Origin of the sequence: Curtobacterium sp. PhB128 (genome assembly GCF_004340725.1) — a bacterium.
Taxonomy (GTDB): Bacteria; Actinomycetota; Actinomycetes; order Actinomycetales; family Microbacteriaceae; genus Curtobacterium.
Genome location: NZ_SLUR01000002.1, coordinates 40,253 through 57,915, shown reverse-complemented (window position 1 = coordinate 57,915; position 17,663 = coordinate 40,253). Strand labels below are relative to the sequence as shown.

Below are 17,663 nucleotides of genomic sequence, written 5' to 3'. Positions count from 1 at the left end.
TGCGTCGTTGTCTGGTCGTGTTCGTGGAGTGATGCTGGCAGTGGTGACGTTGGTCGCGCTGCTGGGTTCGTTGCTGGTGGTGGTGTCGCAGCCGACACCGGCGCAGGCGGCGGTGACGGGGTCGGGCGGGCAGTACGTGCCGATGCCCTCTAACGCTCGCGTGCTGGGCGGTGCGACGGGGGCGGGGACGTTCCGTACGGTGAAGGTCGCCGGCGTAGCCGGATTGCCGTCGTCGGGTATCGGCGCGGTGACGATGATGGTCACCATCGCTGACCCGTCGGGGTCGGGTCAGTTGCAGATGCGCGCCGACGATGACGACACGACGACGCTGATGATGATCTACAACTCTGGTGTCGGCGGGAACACGTCGAACACGGGACTGCTCGCGGTCGCGGATGACGGCACGATCCAGGTGCGGACCGAGACGGCGCAGTCGAAGGTCGTCATCGACATCACCGGTTACTACACGTCGACGAAGAACGGTGTGTCCGCCGGTGGGTTCGTGGCGATGTCGCCGTCCCGAGTGCTCGACTCCCGTGGCGGCATCGGTGCCGCGCAGGGGCAGATCCCAGCAGGTTCGCAGCGCACCATCCAGGCCACCGGCTCGAACGGGATCCCGGCTGGCGCTGCGGCGGTCGCGGTGAACATCATCGTGATCAACCGCGAAGCCAAGGCCGGCTACGTCCGTCCCACCCCGACCGGTGAGACCCGCAGCACGGGTGTCCTGAACTACAACTCCGTCGAGGGCCAGTCGACCGCGATGAACGCGCAGGTCGCGTTGAACACCGACGGGAAGTTCAGCATCGACACCGCCGAGGGCGGCGGGAAGATCGACCTCGTCGTCGACATCCAGGGCTACTTCCTGAAGTCGAACCCGGGTGGCGGCTTCACCCCGCTGAACGGTCGACTCATCGACACCCGCAACGGTGGGAGCATCGCTTCGGGTGCATCGTTCACGGTGCAGGTCGGCGGTGTCCAGGGAGCTCCGACGGTCGAGGGCGGCTTGTCGGCTGCCGCGGTGACGTTCACCGCGGTGAACGACAGTGGTGCTGACTCGTACGCGAAGATGTGGGCCGATGGTGCGGCGGAGCCGGAGTCGTCCGCGATCAGCTCCGACCGGACGTCGAAGATGACGAACACCGTGGTCGCGCCGGTCGGTGCGAACGGCAAGATCCGCATCAAGAACATGGGCACGGCGGCGATGAACTACCTCGTCGACCTGCAGGGTGCGTACAACTCCCTCCCCGGCGGTCCTGGGGAGACGAACCGGACCGGTCAGCGGACGTCGGCGACGACGCTGCCGTTCCCGATCACGGACCAGACCAACGCCTCCGTCGACGTCGGCACCGGCAACCTGCTGGTCACCACGACGGCGATGAGCCTGCCGGGTGTGACGCAGAACACCACGATCGGCGCCGCGTACAACTCGCGCAGCACCACGATCGGGGATGCAAACACGATGGACGCGAACCGGTGGCAGTACGCCCTCGCCGGCGCAGGGGATCTCACTGCGAACGCCGCCGGCGTCATCTACACCGACGCCGCCGGGACGGCATGGCAGTTCAAGCCCTCGGGCACGCAGGGTGCGTTCATCAGCCCCGCTGGTCTGCAGCAAACCCTGACGCGCGTCGACAACAGCACGACGCACGAGTACACGCTGAAGGGGTGGACGTCGAACTCGACGACGCACTTCAACCTCGCCGGCCAGCCCACGTCGATCGTGGACCGGAACAGCAACCAGACCAGTTTCAACACCTCGGACGGGTACGCGCTGACGACGATCGTCTCGACCGCCGGGGCGACGGGTGCGAAGACGGTGAAGTCGTCGTACGCGAACAGCACGCAGACGTTCTCCCAGACGTCCGGTTCGAGCTCGCGGAGCGTGTCCTTCTCGAAGAGCTCCGCGGGTGACATCACCACCTACACGGACGCGATCGGCAAAAAGACCACCTTCGCGTACACGAACGGCGATCTCACCACGATCACCGCCCCCACCGGCGGCGTGACGGCCTTCACCTACGACTCGTCCGACCGAGTCATGAAGGTGGAACAGCGCAACACCACGGCTGGGTCCGCCGGCACCGCGGTGACGCGGTTCTCCTACGCCAGTGACACGTCGACGCAGGTCGCGGATCCGCGGTCGGACCAGTCGGCTACGGTCGCCGCCGCGGCGCACACGACCTACACGCTCGACGGCAACGACCTCGTCACGAAGACCGTCGACCCGGCTGATCGGGAGCGTTCCAAGACGTACAACCCCGCCAACAACGGTGTCGCGAAGTCGACCGTCGGCGCATCCGGTGACGCGGGTACGGGGACGTCGTCGAACGAGTACGGCAAGAACAGCAGCCAGTCGCTGACGAAGTCCACGACTGGTTCCGGCTCCTCGAGCACCGCGGAGTACGGGTCAGGTTCCGCGACGGCGTACCTGCCCTCGAAGATGTCCGACAGCTCGGGTAACAGCACCACCATCGGCTATGACGGTGTCGGCAACCAGACGTCGTCACAGTCCGGGTCCGACTCGACGATCCAGGCAAAGGTGGCGTACAACTCTGACGGCACGGTGAAGAGCGCGACGGCGCCGGGCAACGGGTCGAACTCGACCACGTACACCTACGACGGCAACAAGCAGCTGTCGAAGATCACCCCGCCCACCGGCACCACCCTCGGCGTGAAGACCTACACCTACGACGACTTCGGCCGCGTCAAGACCGAAACCGACGGGCGTGGGAACACCACCACGTACGGGTACGACGCCGACGACCGCAACACCACCACCGCGTTCAGCGATGGCACGGCGACGGTCACCAACGTCTACGACGGCAACGGCAACCAGACCAGCCAGACCTCCGCGACGGGCACCATCACCAACAGCTACGACCAGCGCAACCGGCTGGTGTCCACGGTGAACACCGCAGGCGGTGGGACCGTGTCCTACGGGTACGACCTCGCTGGGAACACGGCGCAGGTGACCGACTCCACCGGCACCGTCACCCACACGTACGACGCGTCAGAGGTGCTCACCGCGACGACGTACCCGACGAGCTCGGGCACAGCGAAGCAGATCTACCTCACCGACAAGCAGGGCCGCCGCACCGACACCTGGCTCGGCGCCGACGCGTCCGCCACTCCCGGTGTTGCACCTTCGACGTGGAGTGCGCACCAGAAGCTGACATACGACAAGTCCGGCAAGGTCACCACGGTGCAGGCGTGGGCTGCGAACGAGGACCCGCAGCTCGTCGTCGACACCGACTACTGCTACATGGCCACCACCACCGCCCCGACGTGCACGGCGTCTACGGCGAACGACCGCAGCAAGCTGCAGTGGTCGTACGACAACATCAGCAAGCAGGCCACCACGTACGGGTACACGGACACGGACGGGACGACCCAGACCAAGCACCTCACCGGGATCACGCAGTCCGGCGGCAGCAACCCGACGAACTGGGCGTTCACGTACGACGACGCCGGCAACCGCACCGAAGCCAAGGCCACCAATGTGACCACCAGCGCCGTGATCAGTGACCAGAAGCTGACCTACAACGCGGTCTCGCAGATCACCACGGACGGGTACACGTACGACGGGACCGGCAACCTCACCGCGGCGCCGGGCGAGACATACACGTACAACGGGGCGCAGCAGCTGACCTCGTCCACGAAGGACGGTGTGACGACCAGCTACGGGTACGCCGGCGCGGACATGAACAAGCTGCTCTGGCAGTCCACTGACGGAGGAGTGGAATACGGTTACACGTATGGCACCACCGACCAGAACGGCGTTCCCGTGATCGCCACCCGCGAGCAGATCGGCACCGGGACCGCTTCCGTGCTGGCCGACCCGGTCACCGGGCAGCCGCTGGACCTACGCACCAGTGACGGGACGACCAGCCTCTACGTGCTTGATGGTATTGGGAACCCGACCACGTCGATCGCCGACACCGGCAAGATCGCCTACCAGGTCTCCTACGACGCCTACGGCGCCGAGACCGTTACCGCGGGTAAGACCAGCACCCAGTGGCAGCAGAACCCCTACGGGTTTAAAACCGGCCTGCGCTCGAGTAGTACCGACAACGGGTTGACGAAGTTCGGGTACCGGTGGCAGTCCGCTGGGACCGGCGGATGGGTCGAGCGAGACACGCTCGACGCACCCCTCGACGCGCAAAATGCGAACCGCTATGCGTACGCAGGTGGTGATCCTGTCAACAACTCCGATCCCACAGGGCGCACAAGTCGCGCGGGAAAGACCGCAAATGCGTACCTCGGTTACGCGATCGGAGCTGTCGTGGGCGGCGCGATTGGCGGCACCTGTGTCGCCGCCGTGGTTGGGCTCACAGCGGGTATCGGCACCCTCGGGGCAGCGCTCTGCGGGTTCGCCGGAGCGGCTGCAGCAACGTATCTCACGCAGGACTTCGAGGGACCATTCAATTGAGCGGGGTCTGGTCGGTCGTCTTTATCGTGGTTGGGGGAGTGTTAGTTCTCCTCGGCCTCATAGTCGGAGCGTCAAATGGGTTCACGCCCGCGGGAGCCGCCTGTGCGGTCTTCGGATTCGTGTTCCTGGTGATAGGAGTGTCCCTATTGCGTCGACGCGGCGGCGGAGGACCTCCGGCCTGATACCCATGCCGATGGCTTCGCAAGCGGTTGGCATACTCGGGCTCACTGCAATTGCCACTCGCGAGCAGACCACCCCCGGCACGCGCCGGTAAGCAGCATTATCGGAACTGACCCCATCGCCCCACCTGGTTAACGAAGGCGCAGTGGACGGTTCGTTGCTCGGGTACGTCAGCGTGTCTGCGGGGATCTAGCAGGGGGAGGCGTGGACTGTGCGCATGCCGCCTCGCATTCCGCAGCTTCCGTCCACGGTGTCGGTGCACGGTCATCGGTTGCAGCTTGAGTTGGTGCCGTCGCTGACGGCGCGGAAGACGTGGCATGTCAGAGAGCGGGACTGCTGCAGGTTGGGTTGACTCGTTGGTTTAGGCCGCGAGTGCTGCCTGTGGGTTGATGATTGCTTCGTACTCGATGGGCGTCAACTTCCCGAGACCGCGCTGTCGGCGCTTTCGGTGGTAGGTGCCCTCGATCCAGTGCACGATCGCGAGCCGCAGTTGCTCACGAGAAGTCCATCGGTGCCGGTTGAGGACGTTCTTCTGCAGCAGCGCGAAGAACGACTCCATTGCCGCGTTGTCCGCGCACGCCCCGACCCTGCCCATCGACCCCAGCAGCCCGGCATCCGACAGCGCTCGAACGAACTTCTTGGACCGGAACTGGCTGCCGCGATCCGAATGAACCACGGTGTGGAGCGGGTCGCGGCGAGAGATTGCCATCTGCAGTGCCGCGACGGCGAGCGAGGATCGCATCCGAGAGTCGATGGAGTAGCCCACGATCCGGCGGGAGCACGCGTCCTTCACGGCGCAGAGGTAGAGCTTGCCCTCGCCCGTGTTGTGCTCGGTGATGTCGGTCAACCACAGCTTGTCCAGGTCCGGAGCGGTGAACGCCCTCCGCACCCGATCGTCATGCACTGGTGGTCCGGCCTTCCGGGTCAGGCCCCGTTTCTTCGCGTGCAGTGACCAGAGCCGCTGCTGCGAGCACAATCGCCAGACACGCCGCTCCGAGACGAGCAGGCCGGCTGCGTGGAGGTCGTCGGCGATGAACCGGTACCCGAACGTCGGGTCGTCGCGGTGCGCGTCGACGGCGGCATTGGTCAGGTGCGCGTTCTCCCAATCGCGGCGGCTCACCGGGTTCCTCCGCCATGCATAGAACGCCTGCTTCGTGAAGCCCAACACCCGGCAGGTCACCGCGACCGGGATCCGGTCGGCGGCGAGTTCAAGGACCAGCGGGTACATCATTTTGGGAGATGGGCTTGGGAGAGATACGCGGCAGCACGGCGGAGGATCTCGTTCTCCTGCTCGAGTAGCCGGTTCCGTTTCCGCAGTTCTCGCAGCTCCACGTTCTCCACAGTCGTGACGCCCGGCTTGACGCCATCGTCGACGTCGGCGCGGCGGAGCCAGTTCGTCACCGTTCCCTCAGATATCCCGAAGTCCTTCGCCACTTGATGCAGCGGGATCTCGCCCCGGCGGGCAACCGCGACCACATCGCGTCGGAACTCCTCCGGATAAGGCTTGGCCATGATCGACATCCTTCCACCGAGGACCAAGTCCTCAGAGGTCAGGAGTCAACCCAACCTGCAGCAGTCCCGTGGAATCGCCGGAGCGACGTGTGAAGGTATCGTTGCAGGTGCAACGGGCGGCGTCGGGGTAGTTGGCACTGTCGGATGCATCGCGGTGGCCGGAGTGGTCTCCGACGCCACTACCGGGGAGCTGTGATGTTCAAGTTCAAGGGAAGCCTTGTGCCTCCGACTGTCCTTGGCATCGTAGCCATAGGGCTGGGCGCCTGGGCCATCTTGTCTCCCAACCGGCAAAACATCGGTAGCACCGGATTTGCTCCGATCTGGATCGTTGGGGCGGTAGCGCTCCTATTCGGCGTCTGGATCCTCATCGGTGTTGTAACGTCCGCGCAACAGCGGCGAAAGTAGGAGCCTTCGTGCCACAAGAGTCAACATCCAACCGGCCCAGATGGGTACCGTTTCTGTTCGCGGCCATCGGCATCGTGGTGATCTTCGTCGCCGGTGTTTTACAATGGCCGGTATGGCTCGACGTGCTTCTAGGTCTAGGAGTGTCGATCGGGCTCCAAATGATCTACAACGCACGGCGGCCCCCAGCGCCGTCGTCTGAGCCCGAGGACCTCGACCCTCACCTTTGACCGCACGCAACACACGAAGGCCAGGAAATCCGCACAGTCGGCACCTGGCCGTCGTCATGTAAACGTCACGTTTCCACACGCGTCGATTCACAACCTGTCCGTCTCGGCCGGTGACTTCACCACCTCGTTCGCGGTGGACGTCCAGCCGACCGCGATCGCCCCGGTCGTCACCCCGACCACGCCGGTCCCCGCGGCCGCTCCCATCACCCCGACGAACACCCGGACAGCTCGCCTACACGTGTACGGACGCCACCGTCGCCGGCCTCAGGTGACCACGACGGCGATGAGCCTGCCGGGTGTGACGCGGAACACCACGATCGGCGCCGCCTACAACTCGCGGAGCACCACCGTCGGCGACGCGAACACGATGGACGCGAACCGGTGGCAGTACGCCCTCGCTGGCGCCGGGGATCTCACCGCGAACGCTGCCGGTGTCATCTACACGGACGCTGCCGGTACGGCGTGGCAGTTCCGTCCGTCGGGGGCGCAGGGTGCGTTCATCAGCCCGGCTGGTTTGCAGCAGACCCTGACCCGTGTCGACAACAGTACGACGCACGAGTACACGCTGAAGGGGTGGACGTCGAACTCGACGACGCACTTCAACCTCGCCGGCCAGCCGACGTCGATCGTGGACCGGAACAAGAACCAGATCAGCTTCAACTCCGACGAGCCCGGCTTCACCCTGAAGTCCCTCGTGTCGACTGCTGGTGTGTCCGGGGCGCGGGCGGCGAACTCGTCGTACGCGAACGGTGTGCAGACGTTCTCGCAGACCAGCGGCTCGAGCAAGCGGAGTGTGTCGTGGGCGAAGAACAGCACCGGTGACATCACCACGTACACGGACGCGCTCGGCAAGAAGACGACGTTCGGGTACACCAGCGGGGATCTCACCTCGATCACGGCGCCCGAGGGTGGCGTGACGGCGTTCACGTACGACTCGTCCGACCGGATCACCAAGGTCGAACAGCGCAACACCACCGCGGGCTCCCCGGGGACCGCTGTGACGCGGTTCTCGTACGCCTCGGACACGTCGACGCTGGTGGCGGACCCGCGGTCGAACCAGTCGCAGGCAATCGCGGACGCAGCACACACGACGTACACCCTCGACGGCAACGACCTCGTCACGAAGGCCGTGGACGCGGCGAAGCGGGAGCAGTCTCGGACGTACAAGTCGACCAACAATGGTGTCGAGAGCTCGACGGTCGGCGCGGGTACGACCGCGTCGACGACGAACAACAAGTTCGACGGGAACAGCGGGCAGTCCCTGACCCAGTCGCAGTCCGCCTCTGGCAGCACGAGCACTGCGACGTACGGCAACGCGGCGCCGACGGCGTACCTGCCATCAGCAACGAAGGACAGCTCCGGAAATGACTCGAAGTACGGCTACGACGGGCCCGGCAACCAGTCCTCCACCGGCACCGGCACCGGCCCGGAAGCAGCAACCGCGACCCTGACCTACAACGACAAGGACAAGGGTGACAAGTACGCCTGGGGTGCGGTGAAGACCGCGGTCGCCCCGGGGAACACCGCCGGGACGGTGTACGCGTACGACACGAACAACCAGCTCGGGTCGATCACGGCGCCGGCGAACACGGTGGGTGTGCAGAAGTACTCCTACGACGACTTCGGCCGCGTGAAGAACCACACTGATGGTGGTGGCGGTGTCACGACGTACACGTACGACAACGACGACCGGCTCCTGACGACCGCGTTCGATGACGGCACCGCGACAGTGACGAACACGTACGACGGCAACGGCAACCAGCTCACGGAGCAGTCCGCGACCGGCACCATCACCAACACGTACGACCAGCGGAACCGACTCACCTCCACGGTCAACACCGCCGGCGGCGGCACCGTGTCCTACGGCTACGACCTCGCCGGCAATACAGCCAAGGTCACCGACGCCCACGGCACCGTCACCCACGACTACGACGTCGCCAACGTCCTGACTCGCACCACGTACCCGACCGCCAACGGCGGCACGGCAAAGCAGGTCTACAAGAACGACGACCACGGCCGCCGCACCGACACCTGGCTCGGTGCTGTGGAGAACACGGACCCGACCAAGGACCCGACGTCGTGGCAGGCGCACCAGACGATCACCTACGGTGCGTCCGACCACGTCACCGGCGTCAGGGCTGTGAACGCTGACGACCCGACGAAGCCCGTGGTGAGCTTGACGTACTGCTACATCACCGGGATCGCCGCCGGTGGTGACTGCTCGGCGGTGAAGAGCGCCAACGCGACCGACAAGATCCAGTGGGTCAAGGACAACATCACCCAGCAGACCACCACGTACACGTACGACTCCAACAGCCGCCTCACCAAGGCCGCACAAGCCGGCGGTGCGACGAACGTCACGTGGGCATACACGTACGACGTGGCAGGGAACCGGCTCACCGCCAAGCGGAGCGGGGATGTCACGAGCTCGCAGACGCTGACGTACAACACGGTCGGGCAGATCACGTCTGACGGGTACGCGTACGACAAGGTCGGCAACCTCACCACGGCGCCGGGTCAGACGTTCACCTACAACGGTGCGCAGCAGATGACTGCGTCCACCAAGGACGGTGTGAAGACCAGCTACGAGTACGCCGGTGGGGACATGAACAAGCTGCTCTGGCAGTCCACGGACGGGGGAGCGGAATACGGTTACACGTATGGCATCTCCGTTACCAGCCGCACCATCGCGGGTACCGGCACAGCATCGGTTATCAGCGACCCGTCGACGGGTCAGCCGCTGGACCTGCAGACCACGGACGGCACTACCAGCATGTGGGTCATCGACGGCACCGGGAACCCGGCCGCCGCGATCGCCGACACCGGCAAGACCGCGTACACCGTCTCCTACGACCCCTACGGCGTCGAAACCGTGAAGGTCGGCGGCGACAGCGCGCAGTGGCAGCAGAACCCCTACGGGTTCAAGAGCGGGCTCCGCTCGTCCAGCACCGATGACGGGCTGACGAAGTTCGGGTACCGGTGGCAGTCCAGCGTCACCGGCGCGTGGGTTGAACGCGACACCCTCGACGTACCCCTCAGTCCGAGTAACGCCAACCGCTACGCATACGCTGGCGACGATCCGATCAATGCTCAGGACCCTTCCGGTCGCGCGTACGAGACGGGCCCTGGAACGGGTTCCGGTTATTGCTCCTCTTCGGTTTCTTGCTACTCGACTCCCGGGGGGAACGCATACTCCCCGTACGGGCCTCCAGAGACACAGGAGCAGATCCTCAAGGCTGACCTTTGCTTCCTCAGCCTTGCCTATGTGGAGGTCGGCGCCCTGCGGGCCGCAGGCACCTTGGCTGGGGCAGCCGCCAAGGAGATTGCGGGAGAAGTCGGCTACCAGGGAGTCGGCTTGGGGCTAGTTGGGCTGGGGTGTATTTGAGATGTCGAGACGATGGAGGTCTACCCTCTTCCCTTTGGGGTATGTAGTCATTGGGATCGCATGGATTCTGCTTTCATCCGAACGATGGGTAGGCCTTGCCTTCATCGTGCTCGGCGTGGCGTACTTTGGTTGGACGTTCTTTTCAAAGGGTGGTAGAGCGGTTGAAAAAGAGGAGTCGGAGGATAATCAACGGTGACCACCGCCATCACCGGCGTTCCCCGCCTGACTTCCAGAACGATGATCGCCCCGTCTCCCCACACCGGCTGCCACACCGCAGCCGCCCACGACAGCAGTACGCGGTGGAGCGACAACGCCACCGGCCGCGCATTCCGACACCTCAACGCAACCTCCGTCGAACGCGGGTAGCACCGCAACGGGGCTCGCTAGCGCAGCATCACTGAAGGGCTACCGAGACCGCCTGCCCATAGCCGGCGGCTCGGTGATCCCTCGAACCGTCGCCTTGGAGGACCCCCGTTGCCTGCTGCAGGCTGATCTGGGGTATTGCCGTATGCCTGTCCCGCGAAAATGCCCGGTGAAGGGGCGATAGACGCTACACGGCGGCTACGTCGCTGGCAGCCACATCTGGGGTGGCGGGGGAGAGGGGTGTGGCGAGCATTCGGTAGAGGGTGGTGCGGTCGATGCCGAGCCCGCGGGCGACGGTGGTCTTGGGGACGCCGGTGCTGATGAGTCGGCGTGCTTCGACGATCTGGTCGTCGGTGAGCTTACGGTTGCGGCCCTTGTACTTACCGGCGGCTTTGGCGATGCGGATGCCCTCGCGTTGGCGTTCGCGGATGAGGGTGCGTTCGAACTCAGCGAACGCACCAAGGAGGTTCAGCATGAGCCGGCCAATCGCATCATCCGTGTCGCGGCTGTAGGTCTGCTGCTCCTTCACGAACTCCACCGAGGCGCCCTTCGCGGTGATCTCGTCGACGATGTCGCGGAGGTCGCCGAGGGACCGTGCCAGCCGGTCCATCGACGCGACGCGGACGACGTCGCCGTCACGGACGTATCCGATGCAGTCGAGGAGCGTCGTTCGATCGGTGCGGGAGCCGCCGGAGACCTTCTCTTCGAACACTCGGTCGACGTCGCCGATCGTCTCGAGTTGCCTGTCGAGGTTCTGATCGATCGAGCTCACCCGAACGTACGCGACAATCTGCGTTTTGTGTTGCAGCACCCCTAGACCCTCGCACACTCCTGTAGCAAAAGCACGAAACGGCACCCTAGAACCACGCGAATCGACCATCCACTCCGGTGTTGCGCTGGGGTATACCCAAGAACAACAGCGCAGATGCTTCGCCGCTGACTTGACGCCTCGTCGAGAACTTGCAGTCTGCTGGCCGATTACACGATTACTTCAACGAGATAAAAACCGGGTCACTCCCCGACGCTCCTGCTTCGACCATCGCGCGTACCCGCGGAGCCTGGCCTCGAACCCCTACATAAATTACGTTCGTACCCGACCTACTTTTGAGCACCAAGCCGTCCTTGATGAGTGATCCTATGATGGCCGACACAAGCAGCTTCTGTTGAGCATCGAGCCCGCGAGCTAGGGCTCCTTCTCGACGTCCACCACCGGGCTGCAGGTAAATTTTCTTCAGGATGCTGAGCATTACTTTTTGCCTGCTGCTCAGACCGGGCATGGCTAGGATCCCGCGGGTGGTCTTCGATGATGGATCGAAGGCTTCGTAGGAACAATCTGAGAAGTGCCCCGAGGGGAGTGATTCGGCGCTCGCGGAGCCAAGGACTGTACCGAATAGACACCTTGAGAAGACGGGCAACGATTGATCGCCATCATACTCAGTGAGATTTAGAGTTGAGATGATGCAATTATCAAAGAATAATCCGCTCAGATCCGTGTCTACATCGGCGAATATGAGCGATTCAATTTGTAGACCACTGAATGACAGGGGAGGGGCAGCCTGATTAGGGCCGAGGAGCAGTGCTAACCGAGCAACATCAAAGACAAAGGCGGAACGCCCCCCGTCCTTCTCCAGCCGGGAGGCCATGCTGGAGGCGAGAGAGCTAGATATGCCAAGTTCTCCTGCAGCGTACTCGGCGACGTTTAGTCCCAAGTCCCCCATGGGGACCGCGGAGCCTCGGCCTGAATCGAATGGAGCCTCCGATCCGGAGCTTCTGACGTAACGAACAATGTCGCCGGCACGTGCAACGTCGACAAGTGATGGATCGACGAAGTGACGGGATCCGTCGACGGGGTCAAGTACCCCGAGCCCGGGCAGGCGCTGAATGATCACATATGACCCTTCGTCGGGCTTGTAGCCGCAGACCTGCTCGAAGGCGTCGGACAGATCGGCTGGCAAGACAGGCCCGACCCCATCTCCGCGATAACGCGCGAGCGTCGCAAGGCGCTCCAGGATGTGGCGGACGCTCTCTCCGTCCAACCCCAACTCGATCTTTGACTCTCGTTCGCAAATGCGATCAAGCAGTAAGTTCCAGCCTTCAGCCTGACCTCCCTGCGTGCCATTGTTAATGATTTGCTCGATGGCTCCTGAAGTTGACAGGTAGCCGAGTAGTAGGGGGGCGTGGAGGTAGCCAGCCTGGCAAGGAGCCATCCCAGCCACGTGCCGTCAAATACTCGGTAACTTGTGCTTCCGAGAAGTCGTCCGTGGAGAGAACCAGAGGATTACGAGAACTGATCCCCAGAGCGCCTGACAGCTCGGTGTTCGAGTCAAATAGGTGCCGGCGGCCCGTCAGGAAAATTCCTGCTCCGTCCGGTGTCTGATCTGTGAAGTTCCGGATCAGCTCGACGGAGTTCCGCCGTATCTGGCGCAGACTGACCGCTTGACTGAGCCAACCGGTAGTTGCAATTTCGTCAAATCCGTCAAGTAAAATGTCGACCTGGCCGGCGCGCCATGCTCGAACGAGCTTCGTACCTTCTTCGAACCCAATCGCTTGGCAATGCCGTCTCAGCGCTTCATCCGGGGCTTTCTGTCCCTGATGATCACGCAGGTTCAATGTGACCGGGAATCGCTTTTCGGGATTCTTCAGATGGCTGGAAGCGAGCCGCGAGTGCACTTCGCGAATCGTCATGCTCTTTCCTGCACCAAAATCACCGAGAAGAACAGTAGTGCCACCGGACGACATGCGGTTTGCGATGTCTGCTACCGAGTGAACACGAGCGCGACCGGAGGTCGATTCTTCAAGCAGGCCAATCGGTACATAAACATCCAGATCCTTCGGTGCTCCCGTGTCTAAGTTGCGGGCGCTCCCGAAGGCATAGGCCTGGCGGACGTTCAGGTATTCGCGAGAATTGATCAGAAGTGATCGGAGTTGCGCAAAGCTGCACGCTACAACACCCGAGCGAAGGCTGTTGATATACTGACGCTGCTCAGCGGTGGGTTCATCGCGTGTAACAAAATATCCCTTGATTGCTTTCAAAGGGTGTGATTTGGATAGGCGCTCTGATGCTTGCTTGAGTTTGTCACCATCTTTTTTTGCCTTATCAAGTCGCTTCGAGACTGTGGCTTCGACCACGGCGACAATGTCATCGCCAACAAAAATGCCGTCTCGCTCAGCGCCGTCCAATATGACAGACCCCTGGAACGGCCTGTTGGGTACCCAGAGGGCGCGCGCGACGCGCAGCACTTCGGCTTCGAAAAGTTGCTCGTCGTCCTGAGACTCTAGCTTGGCCACTCTGCCCCCTGGTCTTGATGGACCCATATGTGCTCAAGCTCAGCATAGGGGAAATTTGGGACACGCTGCGGGTTCCCGAGGGGCATAGTCCCGTCCCGGATGGTGTTCTCGCGTGTAGCTGACATAAGAGCGTCATATCGGCGCGCGGGGAGGGGCAACCAAGCAAGCCCATTGGCGACGTGAGTGCGACGTCGAGGCGACATCGAGGAAGGTATGGCACCTGGTGGCGCATCCTAACTCGGGGCCCCACACCGAGCCCGAGTCGTGGATTCTCTAGGATCGACCCATGTCCACGACCATGCCCGGCTTCGGGACCGAACGCATCGCGCAGCTCGGCCTGCGTGACCGCGTCTACGACCGGGTGCTCGAGGTCCTGATGGGCCACGACGTCGAACCCGGCATGCGACTGTCGATCGACGGGCTCGCCCGCACCCTCGGCGTCTCCCCGACCCCGGTGCGCGAAGCCCTCGTGCAGCTCGAACGCACCGGCCTCGTCACCCGTGAAGCGAACAAGGGCTACCGGGTCTCCCCGCCCCTGGCCGGCGACCAACTCGAGGCGCTGTTCGACGCCCGACTCATCGTGGAGAGCGGCGCCGTCGAGCTCGCTGCGCGCGGTGACGTCGACGCCCTGCGGGCGCGGCTCAGCACGGCGCTCGACGAGCAGGCTGCGGTGGCCGACGAGGTCGCGGCGGTCGGTGCGGCTGAGGCGTCGGAGGAACTCATGGCCCGCTTCTTCCGCAGCGACTGGCAGTTCCACCAGCTGATCTTCGATGCCACGCGGAACCCGTTCCTCGAGGAGATGTCCGAGATCATCACGACGCGCGTGCACCGTATGCGGCAGATCGTCGAGGGTGGCGGGGACGACACCGACCGCGCCGTGCACGAGCACCGAGCGGTGGTCGATGCCCTCGCGGTCGGGCCGACCGAAGCGGTCGCGGCGATGCGGCACCACATCGACGCCGTCCGGCTCCGGTCGCGCGAGGACGCTTCGCACACGAGCTGATCCCGCAGGGGTTGCGCTCTGTCGAGGTGCGAGTATCTTTCCTATAGGAAAGAGGTTCACTGCCGAACCCCGACATGCGAAGGAGCATTCCGTGAGCACACCGCAGGATTGGGTCGACCAGGATTGGGACCCCACCACCTGGACGTCGGACACCTGGCCGATCGCCGCCTGTCTGCACGGTTTCGCCCAGGTCACTCGCGACGGCACCGCGTTCCACGATGCCCCGGCCGAGGTCTGGGACGACGTGTTCGCACAGATCGCAGCCGCAGGGTTCTCGCTCGCCGAACTCGCCGACAGCCACATCCGCCCCGCGGACCTCGAGCGCTCCCGCCGCGACGAGCTGTTCGCCGTCGCGAAGTCCCACGGCATCGGGATCCCCTCGGTGCACCTGCAGCGCAAGAGCGTCATCCAGCCCGGGCACGAGGAGGACAACCTCGCCTACGCCCACCGCACCATCGACGCGGCGGCCGAGTGGGGCATGCAGGTGTTCTCGACGGGCCTGCACCAGCCGTTCACCGAGGCCCAGAAGCGCGCGCTGTGGTTCTGGACCGCGCAGGGCCCGAAGGACCCGGACGACCCCGAGGTCTGGAACGCGGCGGTCAAGCGCCTGCGGGAGCTCGGTGAGCACGCTGCCTCCGTCGGACTGCCGATGGCCCTCGAGCTGTACGAGGACACCTACCTCGGCACCGCCGACAGCGCCGTGCGACTGGTCGAGGACATCGGGCTCGACAACGTCGGCCTGAACGCGGACGTCGCCAACCTCATCCGCCTCCACCGGCCGATCGAGGACTGGCGGGAGCTCTTCGCGAAGACCATGCCGCACACGAACTACCTGCACGTGAAGAACTACACGCGTGACGAGGCCGGCGACGGCAGCTGGGCGACGAGCGCGCCGAGCACGATGGAGACGGGCCTCATCAACTACCGCCAGGTCCTGCGCGACGCCGTCGCCGACGGGTTCCGCGGGATCGTCATGACCGAGCAGTACGGCGGGGACAGCCTCGGCGTCTGCGCAACGAACCAGCAGTACATCCGATCCGTCCTCGCGACGACGAAGCTCGACGCGACGGCGACCCCGACTGCAGCAACCAGCACCGAAGGAGCAACCCGATGAGCACCCTCGACATCGCCGTCGTCGGATCCGGCTACATGGGCGGCGGGATCGCCCAGGTCCTCGCCCTCGCCGGCCACACCGTCCGGATCGCCGACGTCTCGGCCGAGATCGCCGCGTCCAACCGCGCCCGCCTCATCGCAGAGACCGAGCAGTTCGTCACGGACGGCCTGTTCCCCGCGGACGCCGTGGCGCGCGTCGACGCGCACCTCATCGCAGCCGCCTCCATCGAGGAAGCGGTCGCCGAGGCCGACTTCATCGAGGAGGCCGTCCCCGAGAAGATCGAGATCAAGCACGCGACCCTCCGCCGCATCAGCGAAGCCGCCCGCCCCGACGCGATCATCGGCTCGAACACCTCGACGATCCTGATCGAGTCGCTGGCCGAGGCGGTCGTCGGCCCGGAACGGTTCCTCGGCGTGCACTTCTCGAACCCGGCGCCGTTCATCCCCGGCGTCGAGCTCATCCCGCACCCGACCACGGACGAGCACGCGATCGCGGTCGGCGAGACCGTCGTCGCCGCGACCGGCAAGCAGTCGGCGCGGGTGAAGGATTCGACCGGGTTCGTGCTGAACCGCCTGCAGTACGCGCTGTTCGAGGAGGCCACGAAGATCGCCGACGAGGGCATCGCCACCCCCGACGACATCGACACCATCGTGCGGACCACGTTCGGGTTCCGCCTGCCGTTCTTCGGCCCGTTCGCGATCGCCGACATGGCCGGTCTCGACGTCTACGCGTTCTGCTTCGAGTCGCTGCAGACCCGCTGGCCCGAGCGCTTCGCCACCCCGCCGTCGCTGCAGCAGCACGTCGACGCGGGCGAGCTCGGCACGAAGTCCGGCGCCGGGTACCTCGAGGTGCCGGCCGACCGGACGCCGGAACTCGTCGCCTACCGCAACAAGGCCTACGTCGCGATGCAGAAGCTGCTCGACGACCTCGGCCCGGCCCCGATCCACTGAGGGGGACGAGCATGAACACGAACACGAACACGCAGAACCAGCCCCGCACCGCCGTCCTGACCGGAGCCGCCTCGCCGCGCGGCATCGGTCGCGCCACCGCCCACCACCTGGCCGAGGCCGGCTGGGACATCGGCATCATCGACCTCGACCAGACCGCCAGCGAACAGGTCGCCACCGAGATCCGCGAGCAGCACGGCGTCCGCGCGGTCGGCGTCGGCGCGAACGTCGCCGACGAGACCGCGGTCCGGGCAGCGTTCGACACGATCGAGGCCGAACTCGACCCCGTCGTCGCCCTCGTGAACCTGGCCGGCGTCTCGTCCGCGCACGCCTACCTCGACCTGCCCGAGGGGGAGTGGCACCGCGTGCTGTCGATCAACCTCGACGGCGTGCACTTCGCCAGCCTGCGGGCAGCCGAGTCGATGGTGCAGCACGGCTACGGCCGCATCGTGAACCTGTCGTCGGTCTCCGCCCAGCGCGGTGGCGGCACCTTCAGCAAGACCCCGTACACGGTGGCGAAGGCCGGCGTGATCGGCCTGACCCGTGGCCTTGCGCGCGAGCTCGGCCCGCGCGGCGTCACCGTCAACGCGATCGCTCCCGGCCCGATCGACACCGACATCATGGGCGGCACCCTGACCGAGGAGCGCAAGACCGAGATGGCCGCGGACGGCGTGCTGCCGCGCATCGGTACGCCGCGGGACATCGCCGCGGCGATCGCGTACCTGATCAGCGAGGACGCCGGGTTCGTCACCGGCCAGACGCTGAACGTCGACGGCGGCCTGTACATGCACTAGGGCCAGCCGCCCACGG

10 protein-coding genes are annotated in these 17,663 nt (G+C 64.8%); 6 read left to right on the top strand and 4 right to left on the bottom strand.

Annotated features, from left to right (window positions below; genetic code table 11):
• The first annotated feature begins 43 nt into the window (after window positions 1-43).
• Window positions 44-4,429 carry an RHS repeat-associated core domain-containing protein gene (locus EDF23_RS04290; protein WP_165901007.1) on the top strand — a complete coding sequence of 1,462 codons (4,386 nt, stop codon included), beginning with the start codon at window positions 44-46 and terminating at the stop codon, window positions 4,427-4,429.
• A gap of 541 nt (window positions 4,430-4,970) precedes the next feature.
• Here the strand turns inward: EDF23_RS04290 and EDF23_RS04285 are convergent.
• A protein-coding gene (locus tag EDF23_RS04285; RefSeq protein WP_235036088.1) for an IS3 family transposase occupies window positions 4,971-6,121 on the bottom strand; the annotation gives its coding sequence in 2 pieces (ribosomal slippage) (window positions 4,971-5,854 and window positions 5,854-6,121; 1,152 coding nt in all).
• 900 nt (window positions 6,122-7,021) lie between these two features.
• Here EDF23_RS04285 and EDF23_RS04280 point away from each other — a divergent pair.
• Window positions 7,022-10,138, top strand: a complete 3,117-nt coding sequence (locus EDF23_RS04280; RefSeq protein ID WP_131920746.1) for an RHS repeat-associated core domain-containing protein — start codon at window positions 7,022-7,024, stop codon at window positions 10,136-10,138.
• A gap of 550 nt (window positions 10,139-10,688) precedes the next feature.
• Here the strand turns inward: EDF23_RS04280 and EDF23_RS04275 are convergent.
• The 3 genes from EDF23_RS04275 to EDF23_RS04265 all read right to left on the bottom strand — a co-directional run bounded on the left by EDF23_RS04275 (window position 10,689) and on the right by EDF23_RS04265 (window position 13,789).
• Entirely contained in the window at window positions 10,689-11,312 is a 624-nt protein-coding gene (locus tag EDF23_RS04275; protein WP_243648807.1) for a recombinase family protein, read from the bottom strand.
• Window positions 11,313-11,487: 175 nt separating this feature from the next.
• Window positions 11,488-12,456, bottom strand: a complete 969-nt coding sequence (locus EDF23_RS04270) for a hypothetical protein (RefSeq protein WP_131920742.1) — start codon at window positions 12,454-12,456, stop codon at window positions 11,488-11,490.
• Window positions 12,457-12,622: 166 nt separating this feature from the next.
• Window positions 12,623-13,789: an NACHT domain-containing protein gene (locus EDF23_RS04265; RefSeq protein WP_165901006.1), complete on the bottom strand. Its 1,167-nt coding sequence runs from the start codon at window positions 13,787-13,789 to the stop codon at window positions 12,623-12,625.
• Between the two features lie 286 nt (window positions 13,790-14,075).
• Here EDF23_RS04265 and EDF23_RS04260 point away from each other — a divergent pair, with 286 nt between their 5' ends.
• The 4 genes from EDF23_RS04260 (at window position 14,076) to EDF23_RS04245 (ending at window position 17,647) form a co-directional block, all read left to right on the top strand.
• A complete protein-coding gene (locus tag EDF23_RS04260) occupies window positions 14,076-14,792 on the top strand; it encodes a GntR family transcriptional regulator (protein ID WP_131920739.1) in 717 nt (238 codons plus the stop codon).
• A 91-nt stretch (window positions 14,793-14,883) separates the two neighbouring features.
• Complete coding sequence (locus EDF23_RS04255; RefSeq protein ID WP_131920737.1) at window positions 14,884-15,906, top strand: TIM barrel protein; 1,023 nt, start codon at window positions 14,884-14,886, stop codon at window positions 15,904-15,906.
• Window positions 15,903-16,856 carry a 3-hydroxyacyl-CoA dehydrogenase family protein gene (locus tag EDF23_RS04250; protein WP_131845007.1) on the top strand — a complete coding sequence of 318 codons (954 nt, stop codon included), beginning with the start codon at window positions 15,903-15,905 and terminating at the stop codon, window positions 16,854-16,856. Before EDF23_RS04255 ends, EDF23_RS04250 begins: the two co-directional genes overlap by 4 nt.
• An 11-nt stretch (window positions 16,857-16,867) precedes the next feature.
• The gene (locus tag EDF23_RS04245; protein WP_131920735.1) at window positions 16,868-17,647 is read left to right on the top strand and encodes an SDR family oxidoreductase; all 780 of its coding nucleotides are present in this window, start codon (window positions 16,868-16,870) and stop codon (window positions 17,645-17,647) included.
• The last annotated feature ends 16 nt before the right edge of the window (window positions 17,648-17,663 follow it).